Source organism: Azospirillum sp. HJ39, assembly GCF_041507355.1.
In the GTDB taxonomy this organism is placed as follows: domain Bacteria; phylum Pseudomonadota; class Alphaproteobacteria; order Azospirillales; family Azospirillaceae; genus Azospirillum; species Azospirillum thiophilum.
Genome location: NZ_CP167905.1, coordinates 596,333 through 611,462, shown reverse-complemented (window position 1 = coordinate 611,462; position 15,130 = coordinate 596,333). Strand labels below are relative to the sequence as shown.

The window sequence follows — 15,130 nt, the reverse complement described above, 5'->3', positions numbered from 1 at the left end:
CGGATGTCCTTATGCGGATCGAGGTTGCGGGCGTGCCGATGCGGGGATCAGGCGGCGAGGCCGACCGGCGTCCGGACGAAGGGGACGAAGCCGGGCAGGCCCTCGACCCGGCGGAGGAACGCGTTGACCGCGGGATAGCCCGAGAGGTCGACGTTGCCCTCCGGTGCCTGGGCGACATAGCTGTAGACCGCAACGTCCGCGATGGTCGGATGGTCGCCGACCAGCCAATCCTGTCCTCCCAGCCGGCTCTCGAGCCGCTTCAGCAGGACATGAGCCCGGGCGATGACCTCCTCGGGATTGTAGGCCGCTCCGAACACGGTGATCAGCCTGGCCGCCGCGGGGCCGTACGCCACCTCTCCGGCCGCCACCGAGAGCCAGCGCTGAACGGCGGCAGCACCGCTGGGGTCTTCCGGCAGCCAGTCGGTGCGCCCCGCCTTCTTGGCGAGATAGACGAGGATGGCGTTCGAATCCGTGATGACGACGCCGTCGTCGTCCAGGACCGGCACTTGGCCGAAGGGGTTGAGCTTCAGGAATTCGGGGCTCTTGTGGGCACCGGCCTTGAGGTCGACCTCGACCAGTTCATGGGGAAGCCCAAGAAGAGAGAGGAAAAGGCCGGCGCGATGCGAGTGGCCCGACAGGGGGTGATGATAGAGCTTCATGTCCTGGTCCTGCGATTGACTGGCCGGGTTCATTCCCGTGCCGCATCGCCAGACTGCTCCATCGATCGCATGACGGGAATGACCCGCTTCGGCACTTCTTCATTGCATAAAGTGGAATGATGGGATTGGGCGCCTGGCCAAGCGGTCAGGGGAGGATCACGCCGTGCCGCCGCCGATGACCCAGGAGGGGGGCGGCACGTCATCCCTCAAGACCGCCGACATGGACGATCAGCCCAGATGTCAGCTTTCCTTGCGGAATATCAACGATGTGTTTATTCCGCCAAAAGCGAAATTGTTGGACATCAGATGGTCGATATCCAGCCGCCGCGCTTCATTCTGTACATAGTCCAAAGGAGCGCAGCGCTCGTCGACGACATCCAGGTTGGCGGTGGGGACGAACAGGCCTTCCTGCATCATGGCGATGCCGAGCCAGGCCTCCATCGCCCCGCAGGCGCCCAGGGAATGGCCGAAATAGCTTTTGAGCGAATGGATGGGCATCCGCTCGCCGAACACCGCGTGGGTGGCGGCGGTCTCGGCGATGTCGCCCCATTCGGTCGCGGTGCCGTGGCCATTGACGAAGCCGACCGCTTCGGGCGGCAGGTCGGCGTCCGCCAGAGCCTGCCGCAGGGCGACCTCCATGGTACCGGCCTGCGGCTGGGTCACATGGTTGCCGTCGGAATTGCAGGCGAAGCCCACGATCTCTGCATGGATGCGGGCGCCCCGCGCCAGGGCGTGTTCGCGCTCCTCCAGGATCAAGGTGGCGGCCCCCTCGCCGATCACCAGCCCGTCGCGGTCGCGGTCATAGGGACGGGGCGAGGTATGGGGCTTGTCGTTCCGGGTGGAGGTGGCGAACAGCGTGTCGAAGACCGCCGATTCCGTCACGTCCAGCTCCTCCGCCCCGCCGGCGATCATCACGTCGGCCTTGCCCCATTGGATCGCCTCGCAGGCATAGCCGATCCCCTGGCTGCCCGAGGTGCATGCGCTGCTGGTCGGGATGATGCGGCCGGTGACGCCGAAGAACAGGCCGATGTTCACCGCCGCCGTGTGGCTCATCATCTGGATGTAGCTGGTGGCGTTCAGCGTCTTGGATGTGCCGGCGGTCATCAATTCGGCGAAGGCGATCACCGGTGCCGGGCTGCCGAAGGAGGAGCCGTAGGCGATGCCCGTGCGCCCTGAGCGGATCGCCGGGTCGCCCAGCAGGCCGGCATCCTCCAGCGCGCGTTCGGTGGCGCGCACCGCCATCCGGGCCACCGGTCCCATGGTCCGGGTCTTCTTGCGGGGGTAGCGGTCGTCGACGGTAAAGCCGGGCACCGGAGCGGCCAGACGGGTGTTGATGCCGTCGAAACGGTCCCATTCGGTCATGGTGCGCACGGCAGTGCGCCCGGCCAGCATATGGGCGCGGATCTCGGGCCAGTTGTCGCCCAGCGCCGTGATTCCGCCCATTCCGGTAACGACGACCCTGCGCATCAGACCATGCCCCCGTTCACGGAAATCACCTGCCGCGTCACGTAGCCGGCCTCGTCGGAACAGAGGAAGGCGACGGCCGCCGCCACCTCCTCCGGCCGGCCCAGGCGGCGCATCGGCACGGCCTTCATGACCTCGTCCATCGGTATGCCGTCGATCATCTGGGTTTCGATCACGCCGGGTGCGACGCAGTTGACGGTGATGTTCCGCTTGGCCAACTCGACGGCGAGCGCCTTGGTGGCGCCGATGATGCCGGCCTTGGCGGCGGAGTAATTCACCTGCCCGCGATTGCCGGTCAGGCCCGACACCGAAGACAGCGTGACGATGCGTCCGCCGGCCCGCGCCGAGACCATGGGCAGAACCAGCGGCTTCAGCACGTTGTAGAAGCCGTCCATGTTGGTGCCGAGCACCGAGTCCCAATCCTCGTCCGACAGGGCGGGAAAGGCGGCGTCGCGGGCGATGCCGGCGTTCAGCACCACGCCGTAATAGGAGCCGTGGGCGTCAAGTTCGGCCTCCAATGCCGCGAGGCAGCCGGCACGGTCGGAAATGTCGAAGCCCAGGATCCGCCCGTCGCCACCCGCCGCACGGATGGCGTCCAGCGTCGTTTCCGCCCCGTCGCGGTCGCGCCCGTAATGGACGGTGATCGCGAAGCCGTCGCGGGCCAGCCGCTCGGCGATGGCACGCCCGATTCCCTTGGAGGCGCCGGTGACCAGGATGCGTCGCGTCATGAATTGTTCTCCAACAGGGTCCGGGCATCCGCGGGCTGATAGACGGTGAGCTGGGCCGCAGCCACGGTCTCGCCGCCGACGGTCGCCACGCAGTCGAACACGCCCATCTCCCCGTCGCGGTAGACCAGCGCAACCCGGATGCCCAGCCGTGTTCCCGGCGCGAACCAGGACCGATGCGCGGTGAAGGCGCGGGTGCCGAGCAGAAGGCCCAGCCGGACCGGCGCGCCGGCTTCCCGCGCTTCCGCTCCGACGAAGGCGCCGCAGGCCTGCGCCATCCATTCGATGGCCAGATGGGCGGGGGCACCGCGGTCGGGGTCAATGAAGGGCTCGCCGGTGCGCACGGTCACCGCCGCCGCGAGGCTTGCGGCATCGTAGCCTTCCACCGTGTCGATCAGGATCATCGGGCGGGCATGGGGCAGAAGCTCTTCCACCGGCCAGGGACAGGATTTCATCCCCGGTCCATCCCCAGGATCAGCGCCACGTTCGACCCGCCGAACGCGAAGGAGTTGCTGAGAATCGCCGCCCGGTCCTCCTTCCCGGCCAGACGGTCGCCCGGCCGGGTCAGGGCGAGCGGCGGCAGGGCCGGATCGGCGGCGCCGTCCCACAGATGCGGCGGCAGCAGTCCGTCGGGGTTGGTGTCCGGGTGCAGCGTCAGCCACAGGAAGGCCGCCTCGCAGGCCCCGGCGGCGCCCAGCGTGTGGCCGGTCATGGCCTTGGTCGAACTGCATGGTGTGGCGGGGCCGAACAGGGCATTCACCGCCTTGGCCTCCATCGAATCGTTGAGCGGCGTGCCGGTGCCGTGCAGGTTGACGTAGCCGATGGCGCCGGGCGCCAACCCGGCATCGTTCAGGGCGGCGCGCATGGCGGCCAGCGCTCCCCGTCCTTCCGGGTCGGGCGCGCTGACGTGATGGGCGTCGGAGCCTTCGCCGATGCCGAGCAGCGTCACCGGCGCCGGATCGCGGGTCAGCAGGAAGGCCGCCGCCGCCTCGCCGATGTTGATGCCGTCGCGGTTGCGGCTGAAGGGCTGGCACAGCCCGGCCGACACCGCCTCCAGCGAGGCGAAGCCGCCCAGCGTCATCCGGCACAGGGTGTCGGCCCCGCCCACCACCACGGCGTCGCACAGGCCGGCGGCCAGCAGGCGGCGGGCCGATGCGAACACCTTGCCGCTGGAGGAGCAGGCGGTCGCCACCGTATAGGCCGGCCCCTCCACCCCCAATGTCCGGGCGACGAAATCCCCCAGCCCGCCGGCTTCCTGATGCCGGTAATGGAATCCCACGGGCCAGGAACCGGTGCGTCGGTGGACAAGGAAGGCCTCCTCGCCTTCGGCGATGCCGGCCGTGCTGGTGCCGGCGACCACGGCGATCCGCTCCCGTCCGAACCGCCGGGCGGCCTGTTCCACCTCCTCCCCGATCTGGTCGAGGGCGAGGCGCATCAGGCGGTTGTTGCGCGGCTCCGCTCCCGGTGCCGCTCCGGGCGGCGGGACCGGGACAGCACCCGACAGCACGGTCCGGCCGGGCACAAGGTCGTCGCGCGGGACCAGCCCGGCGCGGGTGCCGGCGAACAGCGCGGCGGCCACCTCGGCCTTTCCCGCACCGATGGGGGTGACGAGCCCCATGGCGGCGATGCCGGGCCGTATCATGGCACGACTTCCTGCGACTGGACCTCGATCTCGTACCCCCAGGCGCTGTTGGTGTAGCGCATGGTGCCGGTCCAGGGGCCGGGGGAGGGGCCGGCGGCGTTCCAGCCGTATTCGGCGTGCAGGGCCTCCTTTCCGCCCAGGCGGATGGTGCGGGCATGCGGTTCCTGTGCCAGCTCGCCGCCGATGGGCGCCAGGGACCGGCGAACCACCGCTTCTGGCCAGTAGAGGACCACCAGATCGGCGAGCATGGCACCGGGCCTCACTTCCGGCGGCAGCCAGGGCGCGGCGTCGACATCGACCCCGGCATCGGTCCAGGTCACCGTCATGGCGCGGCGTCCCAGCGTATCCAGGCCAACCAGCGTCATTTTCTCAGGAGTCACGCTGATATGCCCTTCAAACGCGAAGGTGCGGTCCCCATGTCTGCCGGAGATGAGCTGCGCCGCCTCCACGTTGCGGCCGAGGTCGGCGGGACGGGGCAGCGCAAGCCGCAGGTCCGGTCCCAGCATCGGCGCGCGGCTGTCCGGTCCGGGGGCCGCGACGCAGCCGCCGAGTATGAATGCCAGCGCCATCCAGGCCTTGCGTGTCATGCCTTTTCGCGTGCCCTTTTCAAAAAGTGCGGCACACTACACGAATCGCTTTTGGTTGCACAGCCCATGCGCGTTCCTCCGCGCTTGCCCGACCGGGCGGCCAGCGGAGCCAGCAGGAACGCCAGCAGGATGCCGAACAGCATGGTCAGGCCGAACCCATGCACGGCCCCAGCCTTGCTGACCGCCAGCAACCCGAAGGACAGCAGCGTGGTCAGCGTCGCCAGCCACACCGCCAGCAGGGTGACCGGCTGCCGGTCCTCCCCCGCCTCGGCGCAGAAGATGGCGTAATCCACCCCGATGGCCAGGATCAGGATCAGCGGCATGATGTGAAAAAAGGTGATGCTCTCCCCGGTCAGGGCGACCAGCGCCGGGGCCAGCGTCACCGCGGACAGCGGGGGCAGCATGGTCCAACCCACACGCCGCCAGCCATACCGCCACGTCAGTGGGCCGACCATCAGCAGCGCCGACACCGCAACCAGCAGCACGGCCCGTTCGCGGTACTTGCCGAGCAGGGCGCTGAAATCGCCGGCGGGATCGACCAGCCGCACCCCGTCCATGCCGGACAGGGCGGCGCGCAAGGCGGCGGGATCGGTCAATCCCTGAAGGGTCACGGCATGCAGTCCCGGCGCCAGCACCAGTTCCCCCAGCATCGGCACGGTGCCCACCGCGTCGTTCAGGCGGAGCGGTTCGGCGGCGGCGGCGGCCGGTGCCTCCGGCAGCCCCGTCTGCGCCCGGTAGGTGGCGAGGAAGGGCGTTTCCAGGGCGTCGCGGACCAGGGCCATGTTTTCTCTCTGCCGGACTGCGGAGGGAACGAAGGAGGCCGGGGACTGGAACCCGGCAATGACGCCGTCGCGCACCAGCCCGACCAGTCGGCCGGCAAGTTCCTCCTCCGTCCGCAACGCCTGCTCGTCGTCCGGCGCGCGCACCAGCACGAACTGCTGGGCGGTGGTGGCGCCGATCAGCCGCTGAATCTCCGCCTGCTGGCGGGCGAGGTCGGGAGAGATCGGCTGCAACCGCCGCACGTCGTCATCCACATGCAGCCGCATCATGCCGACTGTCCCCGCCAGGGCCAGCGCCGCCAGCATCGCCAGCCGCAGCGGGCGCAACCGGGGCGTTTCCCAGAAGGTCCACAGGCGCTCGGCCATGCGCATCATCCCCGCCCCGTGCCGCACCGTCCTGCCGCGGTCGAGCAGCGGCAGCCACAACACGACGGTGGCGAAGGAGGCGACGAGACCGGCGGCCGAGAACACCGCGATCTGCCGCAGCCCCGGAAAGGGCGCCAGGGCCAGCGTGGCATAGCCGATCAGCGTCGTCGTCAGCCCAAGGGTGATGGCTGGCAGGACATGGGCCAGCCGGTCGGCCGGCGTGGGCGTGCGATCGTCGAACAGGCCGCTGCTGTAATGCAGCCCGTAATCCACCGCCACCCCGATCAGGCTGGTGCCGAACAGCAGGGCCGCCACATGCAGCTCCCCGAACAGCAGCAGGCCGGCGGTGAAGCCCATGGCGATCCCCACCCCAAGTGCCAGCACGTTATGCAGCAGCGGCCCGACACGGCGGAACACCGCCAGGATCAGCAGCACGGTGCCGCCCAGTTCCAGCATCGACAGCAGCGTCGCTTCGTCGATGGCGGTGCTGGCTCCGGCCTGGGCGAAGAACACCGCTCCCAGGCGCTTGATCCGCAAGCCGGGATGGGCTGCGGCCAGCTGGGAGGCCGATGCGTCGAAGGCCTCCACCACCCGGCTCTGCACCTCCAGCTCGAACGGTTCGCGTGAGAGCGTGGCGCCGACCAGGATCCAGGTGCTCCCCCCCTCCGTCACCGTCAGCATGCCGTCGTCCAGCGTCAGCCGCGACAGGGGAAAGGGCAGTGCCGTCAGGAAGGACGGCAGCAGCAGGAAGGGATCGTTGCGCAGCAGCCCCGCATCGGCGATGCCGCCAACACCGAACAGTTGCGACAAAGCCCGCGTCGCGAGATCCTCCCCCCGTCCGGCCAGCAGCGCGGTGCGGTCGGCATCGCTCAGCAGGCCCTGGCGGTGGGGGAAATACAGGGCGCCCAGGGCCCGCAGGCGCGACGGGTCCACCCCCTCGTTGACGGTGGCGACCAGCCCGGTCGCGATCAGATCCCGCGCCAGCGTGGCGGCCGCGCCGCGCGCGGCGGCGCGGTCCTCCGACCCGACCAGGGCGATGATCCGGCGGCCCAATGCGCGGGATACCGCGTCGTTCGCGCGCTGAAGGGTGGGGTCCTGCTCCTCCCTCGGCAGCAGGGCCAGCAGATCGGTGCGCAGCGGCATCCCGGACTGCACGCGCCAGCCCAGATAGGCGCAACCGGCGACCACCACCAGAAGCCAGACGAAGGCCAGCAGGCGGGCGGTCCCCGGCCGGAGGAACGGATGCGTCATGGCGACGACGCGCCCAGGCTTTCCAGCAGTTTTTCCTCGTCCGGTCCCGGCGCCGTTGCCGACAGGGCCTGGTCGAGGAAGGTCAGGCGGTCGCTGTCGCCCTCCGGCTTCACGATCTCCACGCTGTCGACAAAGCGGTTACCCCGCACGGCGATCCGGCGGATGGGCATGGCCGGATCGTCGGCACGCAACGGTGCCAGGTCCAGGCTCCAGCCCGCGGCGTCGCTGCCGCGGGTGACGGAGAACAGCCCGTCCAGCGCCTTCCAGTCACCGGTCAGGGCGCCGCCCAGCATGGTGTACATCCGCGACATGAAGGGCAGCTTGGCGGCGGACAGGCGCATGGTCTCATTGCCCCGCACCTCCTGCATCAGGCCGGCGGGACTCATCGCCGTGGTGATGGCGAAGGGCTTCTCCACCTGCCAGATCAAGCCGCGGCCGGGGGCAAGCAGGAACCGGCCCTCGCTTTTCAGCGGTGCCGCGAAGCCCTTGAGGGTTCGTTCCTGTACGAAGCGGCCGCGCAGAACCTGCCCCTCGGCCAGCGCCGCCGGCTCGGCTGCCGGTGCGGGGCGCGCAACAAGCGGGGCGGCGAGGAGCGCGATGGCGAGGAGCATCGGCGCCAGTGCCGGCGGAAGACGGAAGCGGATCACAGCAGCGCCTTCACTTTCTCGATCAGAATGGCCGGGGACTCGAAGGCCAGCTCCTGCGTTCCCATGGCGACGGCGAGCTGGATGGTGCGGGCCTTGGTCAGCACCTCGCCCGATCCGGCGTCGCGGATGCGGTAGTCGATGCGCAGGCGGTTCTCGTACTCCACCAGCATCGCCGTCACCCGCACCGTCTGGGCGAAGCGGATGGGGCGGACATATTTCAGCTGCATGTCGACGATGGGCCACATGAAGCCCGATTCGGCCATCTCCGGATAGTTGTAGCCGATGCGGTCCAGCAGGGCGCAGCGGGCCTGTTCCAGATAGCGGGCGTAATTCCCGTGCCAGACCACCTGCATGGGGTCGAGGTCGTAGAATTGCGCCTGGATGGTGACCTCGGCGGAAATCATATCGGCAGCGCTCATGGTTCCCCCGCGCCCTCCGGCGCCCAGAAATCGAAGAAGTTGTACCATTGGAACGGATCGGCCAGCGCATGGCGCTCCAGGCTGCGGGCGAATGCGGCGGCGTAGCCGTCCAGGGCCTCCGTCCGCCGTCCGCGCGGCAGGTCGATGCGGTCGGCCAGCCGCTCGGCGTACAGGCGGTGGCGGCCGCCTTCGCGCCGGCAGAACAGCAGATAGACCGGGCATTCCAGCAGGGAGGCCAGGATGTAGGGGCCCTGGGAGAAGGGGGCCGGTTCCCCCAGGAAGGACACCCGGCTGACCCGTCCGCCACCGCCCACCGGAGTGCGGTCGCCGGCGATCACCACCCAGTCGCCCCGTTCCACCCGCTCCTTCAGGGCGATGGCGGTATCCGGTCCGACCTCCGTCACCTGGAGGGTGTTGACCCCGGCCTCGGGGTTGAAATCGCGCAACAGGCGGTTGTAGTTCTCCGCATGGCGGGTGTGGACCAGCACCAGCAACCGGCGGCGCGTTTCCTCGTCCAGCAGGGCGCGCGACAGATCCACGTTGCCCAGATGGGCGACGATGAAAAGCGCACCCCGGGGACTGGCCTCCGCCTCGCGGAGGGCGTCGACCTCCGCCGGTTCGACCTCGCCGGTCTTCATCCCGCCCGTCCAGGCGGCGAAGCTGTCCAGGGCCCGTCCGGCGAAGGACAGGAAATGGCGATAGCCGTCCCACCAGCCGGGCGCCCGCGCCATTCCCTTGGCCGCGAAGGCGCGGGTCAGGAAAACATGCGAGGCCAGCCGCTGTTCGGTTCCCGTCAGGTGGAAATACAGGACCACGGGCGCCAGCACCGCCATGCATCCCCGCCGTCCGAACAGGCGGTAGGCGGCGGCGCAGATCCGCAGCCCCCAGGCCATGCCCCGCTCGCCCAGCGCCGCCCAATGGCTGGGTTCGTCCAGCGATGGCAGCGGAGGCGGACGGTTGGCCAGGATCGACGGCAGCCGCGCCAGCATGGTGAACACCAGCCGGGTATGCATCCACGAGATGCGGACATTGTCCCACAGCACATCGAAATTGGAGGTGTTGTCGGGCGGATAGGTGACCCGCACCGGCAGTTCGGCCACCGGCGTGCCGCGCCAGAACAGGCGGACCATGATCTCGGTGTCGAAATCCATCCGCCGCCCGATCCGGGCGCCGGTCGCCGTCAGTGCCGCCACCGGCGCCAGGGGGTAGACGCGGAACCCGCACATGGAATCGCGGATGCGGAAGGACAGGGTTTCGACCCAGACCCACACATGGGTGACCCAGCGCCCGATGGCCCGGCCGGTCGGGATGGAGTCGTCATAGACCGGCTTGCCGGTCACCAGCGCATGGGGATGGCGGCGTGCCAGGGCCAGCAGGCGGGGAACGGCGGTCTGGTCGTGCTGCCCGTCGGCGTCCACCTGCACCGCATGGGTGAAGCCGGCGGCGAGCGCCAGCCGGACACCCTCCATCACCGCCGCCCCCTTGCCCTGGTTCGGTTCCAACCGCCGGACGGTGACGCCATCGGCGGGATCGTGCAGGGCGGCGAGGGTGGAGCGGGCAGGGTCCATGCTGCCGTCATCCACCAGGATGACCGGTATTCCCTGGGCGCGCAGACCCGCAACCACATCGCCCACCACCCGCCAATGGTTGTGGCTGGGAACGATGGCACAGGCACGGAAGGCAGCGGGCAGGGAATCGGGGGCCAGGGGAATCGATGGCGTGGTCATGCGTCCGCCGTCCCGGCGTCCTCGACCTTGATGAAGCCGGACGTGAGAACCCCGCCGCCGTCGCGGTACTCGAAGCCCAGGCGCCGGCGTGCCGGATCGTGGCGCAGGCTCAGCGTGACGGTGCCGCCCGGCGTGGCGATGCGGCGGAACTTGACCTGGAAATTCCGCGCCGCCCCGATGGACAGGCCAAGGTGACGGTCGGCGTTCCTCACCGCCCAATCGACCAGCGCCACCCCCGGCACGATCGGGAAATCGGGGAAATGCCCGTCCAGCGCTGCAAGGTCGGGCGACACGAACAGATCCAGTTCCACCCCGCCGTCGATGGGACGCAGGGCGTGCATATCGGGTTCGGTGGGCTTCACGGACGTCTCCTCGGTGAACAGGGCGGCGAGGGCGGCGGCGCTGCGCTTGCCCAGCGGGCCGGTCGGCAGGCGGTCCACGAAACGCCACAGGCGCGGCAGGCCGGCCGGTTCCTGGGTCGCCGCCAGGTCCCGGCGCAGCAGGCGGCTGAAGCGGAACGGCCCCAGGGCGGCCAGTCGCTCCGCCCCCGCGGGGTCGGGGACGACCACCGCCCCAAGGCGCAGGCGGGCCTCGCCGTCCTCGCCACGGTCCACCACCGTCAGGGCGGCGTCGGCCACCCCGGGCAGGCCGCACAGCCGCCGCTCGACCTCGGTCAGTCCGATGCGCTTGCCTTCGATCTTCACCAACCCGTCTGCCCGGCCCAGGAAGCGGAAGCCGCCATCCGCCGCCATGTCGATCCGGTCGGCGCCCTCGTGCTTTCCTCCGGGGACATGGTCGGCCAGGACACGCATTCCGCCGTCCTCCATGCGTTCGACCCGCGTGCCGGGCAGCGGACGCCAGGGCGGGTCGGCGATACCGCCGACACGGTGGCGCAAGGCGACGGCGCCCGTTTCGCTGCTGCCGAAAATCTCGGTGGGGACGGTGCCGAGCAGATCGGCCGCCAGGCGCGCCGCCCGCTCCGGCAGCGGCGCACCGGCCGACAGGATCAGGCTGGGACGCCGGTCGGCCGGCAACCGGGCCAGCCCTTCCAACCGGGTCAGGTGGGCCGGACTGGAGACGATCACATCTCCTCCGCCCAGCGCTGCCGTCGCGGTTTCCCACAGGTCATGCGCCATCCCGGCGAAGGGCCGCCCGCTCGCCAGCGGCCAGCACAGTCGGAAGGCCAGGCCGTAGACATGCTGATGGGGAACCGTCGCCTGCACCCAGGCTCCGGCGGGCACCACGGCGCCCAGTGCCGCCTCGACCGCCGCCGCCTCCCGCTCCAGATGCTCCAGGGTCTTGGCGATCCGCTTGGGTGCGCCGGTGGTGCCGGAGGTGAAAACCGTCAGCGGCGAGGCCGGGTCGATCGCGTCGAGCGGCAGTCCGCCCTCCCCCGGCTCCAGCCGCAGGAACGGTTCCGCCGCCGGACTCCCGTCGCCGACCAGCATATCCCAGCCGCCGCGCAGTCCCTCCAGCGTGCCGGGCTGGGCGTTGGGCGGCAGAATCGCCTCCGACCCCGCCAGCCAGAGGGCGAACAACCCCACTGCACCCCAATAGGCGTCTGTGGTGACCAGCATTCCCCGCCGGCAACCGGCCCGGCGCAGCCGCAGGGCGTTGGCCGCCACGTCGGCGCGGAAACGGGCGGCGCCGATCACGCCGCCGCTGCTGGAGGCCAGCGGCCTGTCATGCCCGTCGATCAGGATCCGGCCGAGGGAACAGAGAAGCGGTGCGTTCATCGGACGGTCCCGCGCACCCGCCGTCTGACCACCCATTCCCCAGCGAACAGAGCCCCCATGGCCCCATAGGCAAGCAGCCCGGTCCACAGCGCCCAGGCCTCGTCGCTTCCTGCCAGGGCCAAGCCGGCGGCGATGGCGGCGTTGAGGGTCAGCCAAACCGTCCATACCCAGGTGACTGCCCGGCAATAGGCCTGTCCTTCCGGCGGCAGGTCCGGCTCGCGCAGGCGGGCCAGCCGTTCGACCAGGGACGGCGGATCGCGCAAGGTGACGGCGAAGGCAGCAGCGAAGCCCAGGCTGAGCACCACGGGATAGGCCCGCGCCGCGAGCCAGGGGTCGAGCGGCAGCAGGGCGGTCAGCGCTGCGGCGCCGGCCAGCAGCGGCGGACGCCATGCGCGCGCCGCTTCCCCGCCCGAATTCAACAGCCGCAGCCCGATCAGCCCCAATGCCGCCGCGACGAATGCCGCAGGCGGCACCGTATCGCGGGCGGCATAGACGATGGCCGGGTAGAGCATGCCGGCGGCCGTCAGTGCCACGGCCGTCGGAGAGATGCGCCTAGGCCGCAAGAAGAAGCGCCTGCACGCGGTCGAGAACGTCGCCGACGGTGCGCACGCTCTTGAACTCCTCGGGCTTGAACTTGCGCCCGGTCAGGTCCTGAAGCTTCACGACGAGATCGACGGCGTCGATGCTGTCCAGATCGAGATCCTCGAACAGGTGCGATTCGGGTGTCACCCTGTCCGGTTCCACCTCGAACATGTCCTCCAGATAGCCCTTCAGCTTTTCATAGACTTGGTCGCGGGTCATCATGCCCGTTCACTCCACCTGCTGCGACTGGACGAAAAGCGCAAGGCTCCGCACATTGGCGAAATGCGCCTTCACATCTCCGGTGACCGAGTCGATCTTGATGCCGAACCGCTTGCGAAGTGCGACGCCAAGCTCCAACGCATCAATCGAATCCAGTCCGAGGCCATCGACGAACAATGGTTCCGAACTGTCGATATCCTCCGCCCGGATATCTTCCAGTTTAAGAGACTCGACGATCAGCTTTTTTATTTCGTTTTCTAAATCAACCATTGGCCGAGCATTCCATGTAATACTCTTCAAGCTGTCTGACTAACTTGCGTGCAGCAAGTGACCGATACTCATACCCCAACCATTCACGGGCGTCCAGGCGGTCGCCGACCTCGACGTGGAAGCGCGGGCGGCGGTATGGAACCTTCCACCACGGCTCTCCCTTTACCAGCGTCAGCGGCCTGCAGGTGATGACGACGAGCTGGATTTCTGTTTCCAGCATCGTGGCAATGTTGGCGAAGCCGCGCCGGAAACGCGGCGGCTCGCCCGGTATCGTCCGTGTGCCTTCGGGAAAGATGATCAGGCTGTCGCCGCGCGCAATGGAATCCCGGCATGCCTCCAGAAGCGCTTCCGGTTCCAGATCGTTGCGGATATAGCCGGTCCCCCGCACCACGCGCCCAAGATAGGGGCTGTTCCAAAGCGCACCTTTGACGATGCACTGGCTGCGCGGCACCAGCCCCATCAGCAGCACCACGTCCAGCAGGGTGGGGTGGTTGGCGACGATCATCCGGCCGCCGGCCGCACGCAGCCGGTCGGCCCCCCGCACCGTCACCTCGATCACCCTCAGCCGTGTCAGGGTCCATACATAGCCGCGGAACAGCCAGTGGACGAGCCACTGGTTGCGTTCCCGGCGCTTTGCCCCCGACGGCGTCAGCAGGGTCACCAGGGGAAACACCGTCAGGGCAAGAACCGCCCCGCCGCCGAACAGCGCGGCAAAGGCCAGGCCCGTGCACACCACACGCCGCAGATGATCGAGCCGGTCAACCATGGCGCCGCCAGGTCCAGGTCATGCGTCCGCCCGCCGAGATGGCTGCCGGCTCATCCGACAACAGGAAGCGCAGGAAATCGGATGCGGCGGAGGGCGCCGGATGCATGCTGCCGTGGTTGGGGGTGGCGTGAAAAAGGATATCGTCCCCGGTTTCCAGCAGGAGGGCGCAGGCCATCGGCAGTTCGGCTTGGTCCGCCTCGCGGAACGCGTCGTAGACATCGGGCAGCGCATCGTCGCCGTAGAGCAGAAGCACCGGTTCGTCCGGTCGCTCCGCCAGACAGGCGGCAGCCTCCAGCAGGCCGAAGCCGAAGCTGTCCGGCCCGGCGGCAAGCGCCGTGTGGCCGGCGCGGTTGCCGGTATGGATCGACAGCAGTCCGGCCAATCCATGGTGGACCGCCATGCTGAATTCCGCCGGCGACGGTGCTTCCCCAGCGTCCAGCGCCTCCAGAATGGTCACGGTCCGGCTCAACTCCCCATGACGGGACGCCAGCACGTAGCGCGCCCGCGCGACCGCGTCGCCGCAGGCCAGCGCCGCCGCGATCAGCTTCTGTCCCAGGGGAGTCGCCCGTCGGCGCAGCATCATGGGCAAGGGAGGTGGCGCCGCACCCGCCTCGATCCAGTCCGGCGCACCGGCCCAGCCGCACCATGCAGCACCCGTCTCACGCACCGGCGCCCAGGCCGACCAGCGGTTCACGGCGAAGCGCAACCCGGTCCCGACCGGCCTGGACCCGTTCACGGAATGGCCATTCATCGCCATCGCCCGGATCAATAGCCGGCGCGGTAGAGACGGCGCTCGATCTCGTCCTCCAGCGCCTTGACGTTCGTATTGTAGGCGCGGTGGACCATTCCCCCCCGTTCCTTGAGGTTGGAGGTCGTGACGTGTTCGATGCCGTAGCGGTTCTGATCGTAACGGATGTTGACCGTCATCGTATGCGTCCGCCATTTCTGGGTGGCCCGCATCAAGCCGGGCTGGACACGGTCCACGGTCCAGCGCTTCTCTGCCGCCGCTTCGAGGATCGCCTGTTCGACCGACCTCATGGGGAGGGTCCGCGCCGCCGCCGGCACGGGGTGATCGGTGACCGTGTAGATGGGCTGCTGTCGGTTGCAGGCCCCCAGGCCCAGCACTGCCGTCAGTGCCACCGCCGCGCATGCCGAACGCCGTGTCGAAGTCATAACGATCCCCATGGCCCCTACCATCAGGCTCCTATCCGGATGCCGTTCGCGTATCCGCACACGCCTGTCTCGGCAGGGGTTGGTGAATAGCATATTCAGATGATGGTATGCATTGGTT

General features: G+C 69.2%; 17 protein-coding genes. All 17 read right to left on the bottom strand.

Features of this window, described 5'->3' with window-relative positions; translation table 11 throughout:
- Positions 1-47 precede the first annotated feature (47 nt).
- The 17 genes from ABMY26_RS03400 to ABMY26_RS03320 all read right to left on the bottom strand — a co-directional run bounded on the left by ABMY26_RS03400 (position 48) and on the right by ABMY26_RS03320 (position 14,979).
- On the bottom strand, positions 48-659 hold the full coding sequence (locus ABMY26_RS03400) for a glutathione S-transferase family protein (protein WP_372395061.1): 612 nt from the start codon (positions 657-659) through the stop codon (positions 48-50).
- Between the two features lie 240 nt (positions 660-899).
- Positions 900-2,126 carry a beta-ketoacyl-ACP synthase gene (locus tag ABMY26_RS03395; protein ID WP_372395060.1) on the bottom strand — a complete coding sequence of 409 codons (1,227 nt, stop codon included), beginning with the start codon at positions 2,124-2,126 and terminating at the stop codon, positions 900-902.
- Positions 2,126-2,851 (bottom strand): 3-ketoacyl-ACP reductase FabG2, encoded by a 726-nt coding sequence (locus tag ABMY26_RS03390; protein WP_372395059.1) that lies wholly within the window; start codon positions 2,849-2,851, stop codon positions 2,126-2,128. The genes ABMY26_RS03395 and ABMY26_RS03390 overlap by 1 nt, the downstream gene beginning before the upstream one ends.
- Positions 2,848-3,303 (bottom strand): hypothetical protein, encoded by a 456-nt coding sequence (locus tag ABMY26_RS03385; protein ID WP_372395058.1) that lies wholly within the window; start codon positions 3,301-3,303, stop codon positions 2,848-2,850. The genes ABMY26_RS03390 and ABMY26_RS03385 overlap by 4 nt, the downstream gene beginning before the upstream one ends.
- A complete protein-coding gene (locus ABMY26_RS03380) occupies positions 3,300-4,490 on the bottom strand; it encodes a beta-ketoacyl-[acyl-carrier-protein] synthase family protein (RefSeq protein WP_372395057.1) in 1,191 nt (396 codons plus the stop codon). Before ABMY26_RS03380 ends, ABMY26_RS03385 begins: the two co-directional genes overlap by 4 nt.
- Positions 4,487-5,077: a DUF3261 domain-containing protein gene (locus ABMY26_RS03375; protein WP_372395056.1), complete on the bottom strand. Its 591-nt coding sequence runs from the start codon at positions 5,075-5,077 to the stop codon at positions 4,487-4,489. The genes ABMY26_RS03380 and ABMY26_RS03375 overlap by 4 nt, the downstream gene beginning before the upstream one ends.
- Positions 5,074-7,473 (bottom strand): MMPL family transporter, encoded by a 2,400-nt coding sequence (locus ABMY26_RS03370; protein ID WP_372395055.1) that lies wholly within the window; start codon positions 7,471-7,473, stop codon positions 5,074-5,076. The genes ABMY26_RS03375 and ABMY26_RS03370 overlap by 4 nt, the downstream gene beginning before the upstream one ends.
- Positions 7,470-8,120, bottom strand: a complete 651-nt coding sequence (locus ABMY26_RS03365) for an outer membrane lipoprotein carrier protein LolA (RefSeq protein WP_372395054.1) — start codon at positions 8,118-8,120, stop codon at positions 7,470-7,472. Before ABMY26_RS03365 ends, ABMY26_RS03370 begins: the two co-directional genes overlap by 4 nt.
- Positions 8,117-8,539: an acyl-CoA thioesterase gene (locus ABMY26_RS03360; RefSeq protein WP_372395053.1), complete on the bottom strand. Its 423-nt coding sequence runs from the start codon at positions 8,537-8,539 to the stop codon at positions 8,117-8,119. Before ABMY26_RS03360 ends, ABMY26_RS03365 begins: the two co-directional genes overlap by 4 nt.
- Positions 8,536-10,266 (bottom strand): glycosyltransferase, encoded by a 1,731-nt coding sequence (locus ABMY26_RS03355; protein WP_372395052.1) that lies wholly within the window; start codon positions 10,264-10,266, stop codon positions 8,536-8,538. The genes ABMY26_RS03360 and ABMY26_RS03355 overlap by 4 nt, the downstream gene beginning before the upstream one ends.
- A complete protein-coding gene (locus ABMY26_RS03350; RefSeq protein WP_372395051.1) occupies positions 10,263-12,002 on the bottom strand; it encodes an AMP-binding protein in 1,740 nt (579 codons plus the stop codon). The genes ABMY26_RS03355 and ABMY26_RS03350 overlap by 4 nt, the downstream gene beginning before the upstream one ends.
- On the bottom strand, positions 11,999-12,535 hold the full coding sequence (locus tag ABMY26_RS03345) for a hypothetical protein (RefSeq protein WP_372395050.1): 537 nt from the start codon (positions 12,533-12,535) through the stop codon (positions 11,999-12,001). Before ABMY26_RS03345 ends, ABMY26_RS03350 begins: the two co-directional genes overlap by 4 nt.
- Before the next feature lie 19 nt (positions 12,536-12,554).
- Positions 12,555-12,806, bottom strand: a complete 252-nt coding sequence (locus ABMY26_RS03340; RefSeq protein WP_372395049.1) for an acyl carrier protein — start codon at positions 12,804-12,806, stop codon at positions 12,555-12,557.
- 6 nt (positions 12,807-12,812) lie between these two features.
- Positions 12,813-13,073: a phosphopantetheine-binding protein gene (locus ABMY26_RS03335; RefSeq protein ID WP_372395048.1), complete on the bottom strand. Its 261-nt coding sequence runs from the start codon at positions 13,071-13,073 to the stop codon at positions 12,813-12,815.
- Complete coding sequence (locus ABMY26_RS03330; protein ID WP_372395047.1) at positions 13,066-13,839, bottom strand: lysophospholipid acyltransferase family protein; 774 nt, start codon at positions 13,837-13,839, stop codon at positions 13,066-13,068. Before ABMY26_RS03330 ends, ABMY26_RS03335 begins: the two co-directional genes overlap by 8 nt.
- On the bottom strand, positions 13,832-14,575 hold the full coding sequence (locus ABMY26_RS03325) for a beta-ketoacyl synthase chain length factor (RefSeq protein ID WP_372395046.1): 744 nt from the start codon (positions 14,573-14,575) through the stop codon (positions 13,832-13,834). Before ABMY26_RS03325 ends, ABMY26_RS03330 begins: the two co-directional genes overlap by 8 nt.
- Positions 14,576-14,604: 29 nt before the next feature.
- A complete protein-coding gene (locus tag ABMY26_RS03320) occupies positions 14,605-14,979 on the bottom strand; it encodes a hypothetical protein (protein WP_372395045.1) in 375 nt (124 codons plus the stop codon).
- Positions 14,980-15,130: the final 151 nt, after the last annotated feature.

Bases quoted from the DNA above. Each gene is read 5' to 3' on its own strand.
- ABMY26_RS03400 (WP_372395061.1), bottom strand. From the start codon at position 659: ATGAAGCTCTATCATCACCCCCTGTCGGGCCACTCGCATCGCGCCGGC.
- ABMY26_RS03395 (WP_372395060.1), bottom strand. From the start codon at position 2,126: ATGCGCAGGGTCGTCGTTACCGGAATGGGCGGAATCACGGCGCTGGGC.
- ABMY26_RS03390 (WP_372395059.1), bottom strand. From the start codon at position 2,851: ATGACGCGACGCATCCTGGTCACCGGCGCCTCCAAGGGAATCGGGCGT.
- ABMY26_RS03385 (WP_372395058.1), bottom strand. From the start codon at position 3,303: ATGAAATCCTGTCCCTGGCCGGTGGAAGAGCTTCTGCCCCATGCCCGC.
- ABMY26_RS03380 (WP_372395057.1), bottom strand. From the start codon at position 4,490: ATGATACGGCCCGGCATCGCCGCCATGGGGCTCGTCACCCCCATCGGT.
- ABMY26_RS03375 (WP_372395056.1), bottom strand. From the start codon at position 5,077: ATGACACGCAAGGCCTGGATGGCGCTGGCATTCATACTCGGCGGCTGC.
- ABMY26_RS03370 (WP_372395055.1), bottom strand. From the start codon at position 7,473: ATGACGCATCCGTTCCTCCGGCCGGGGACCGCCCGCCTGCTGGCCTTC.
- ABMY26_RS03360 (WP_372395053.1), bottom strand. From the start codon at position 8,539: ATGAGCGCTGCCGATATGATTTCCGCCGAGGTCACCATCCAGGCGCAA.
- ABMY26_RS03355 (WP_372395052.1), bottom strand. From the start codon at position 10,266: ATGACCACGCCATCGATTCCCCTGGCCCCCGATTCCCTGCCCGCTGCC.
- ABMY26_RS03350 (WP_372395051.1), bottom strand. From the start codon at position 12,002: ATGAACGCACCGCTTCTCTGTTCCCTCGGCCGGATCCTGATCGACGGG.
- ABMY26_RS03340 (WP_372395049.1), bottom strand. From the start codon at position 12,806: ATGATGACCCGCGACCAAGTCTATGAAAAGCTGAAGGGCTATCTGGAG.
- ABMY26_RS03335 (WP_372395048.1), bottom strand. From the start codon at position 13,073: ATGGTTGATTTAGAAAACGAAATAAAAAAGCTGATCGTCGAGTCTCTT.
- ABMY26_RS03330 (WP_372395047.1), bottom strand. From the start codon at position 13,839: ATGGTTGACCGGCTCGATCATCTGCGGCGTGTGGTGTGCACGGGCCTG.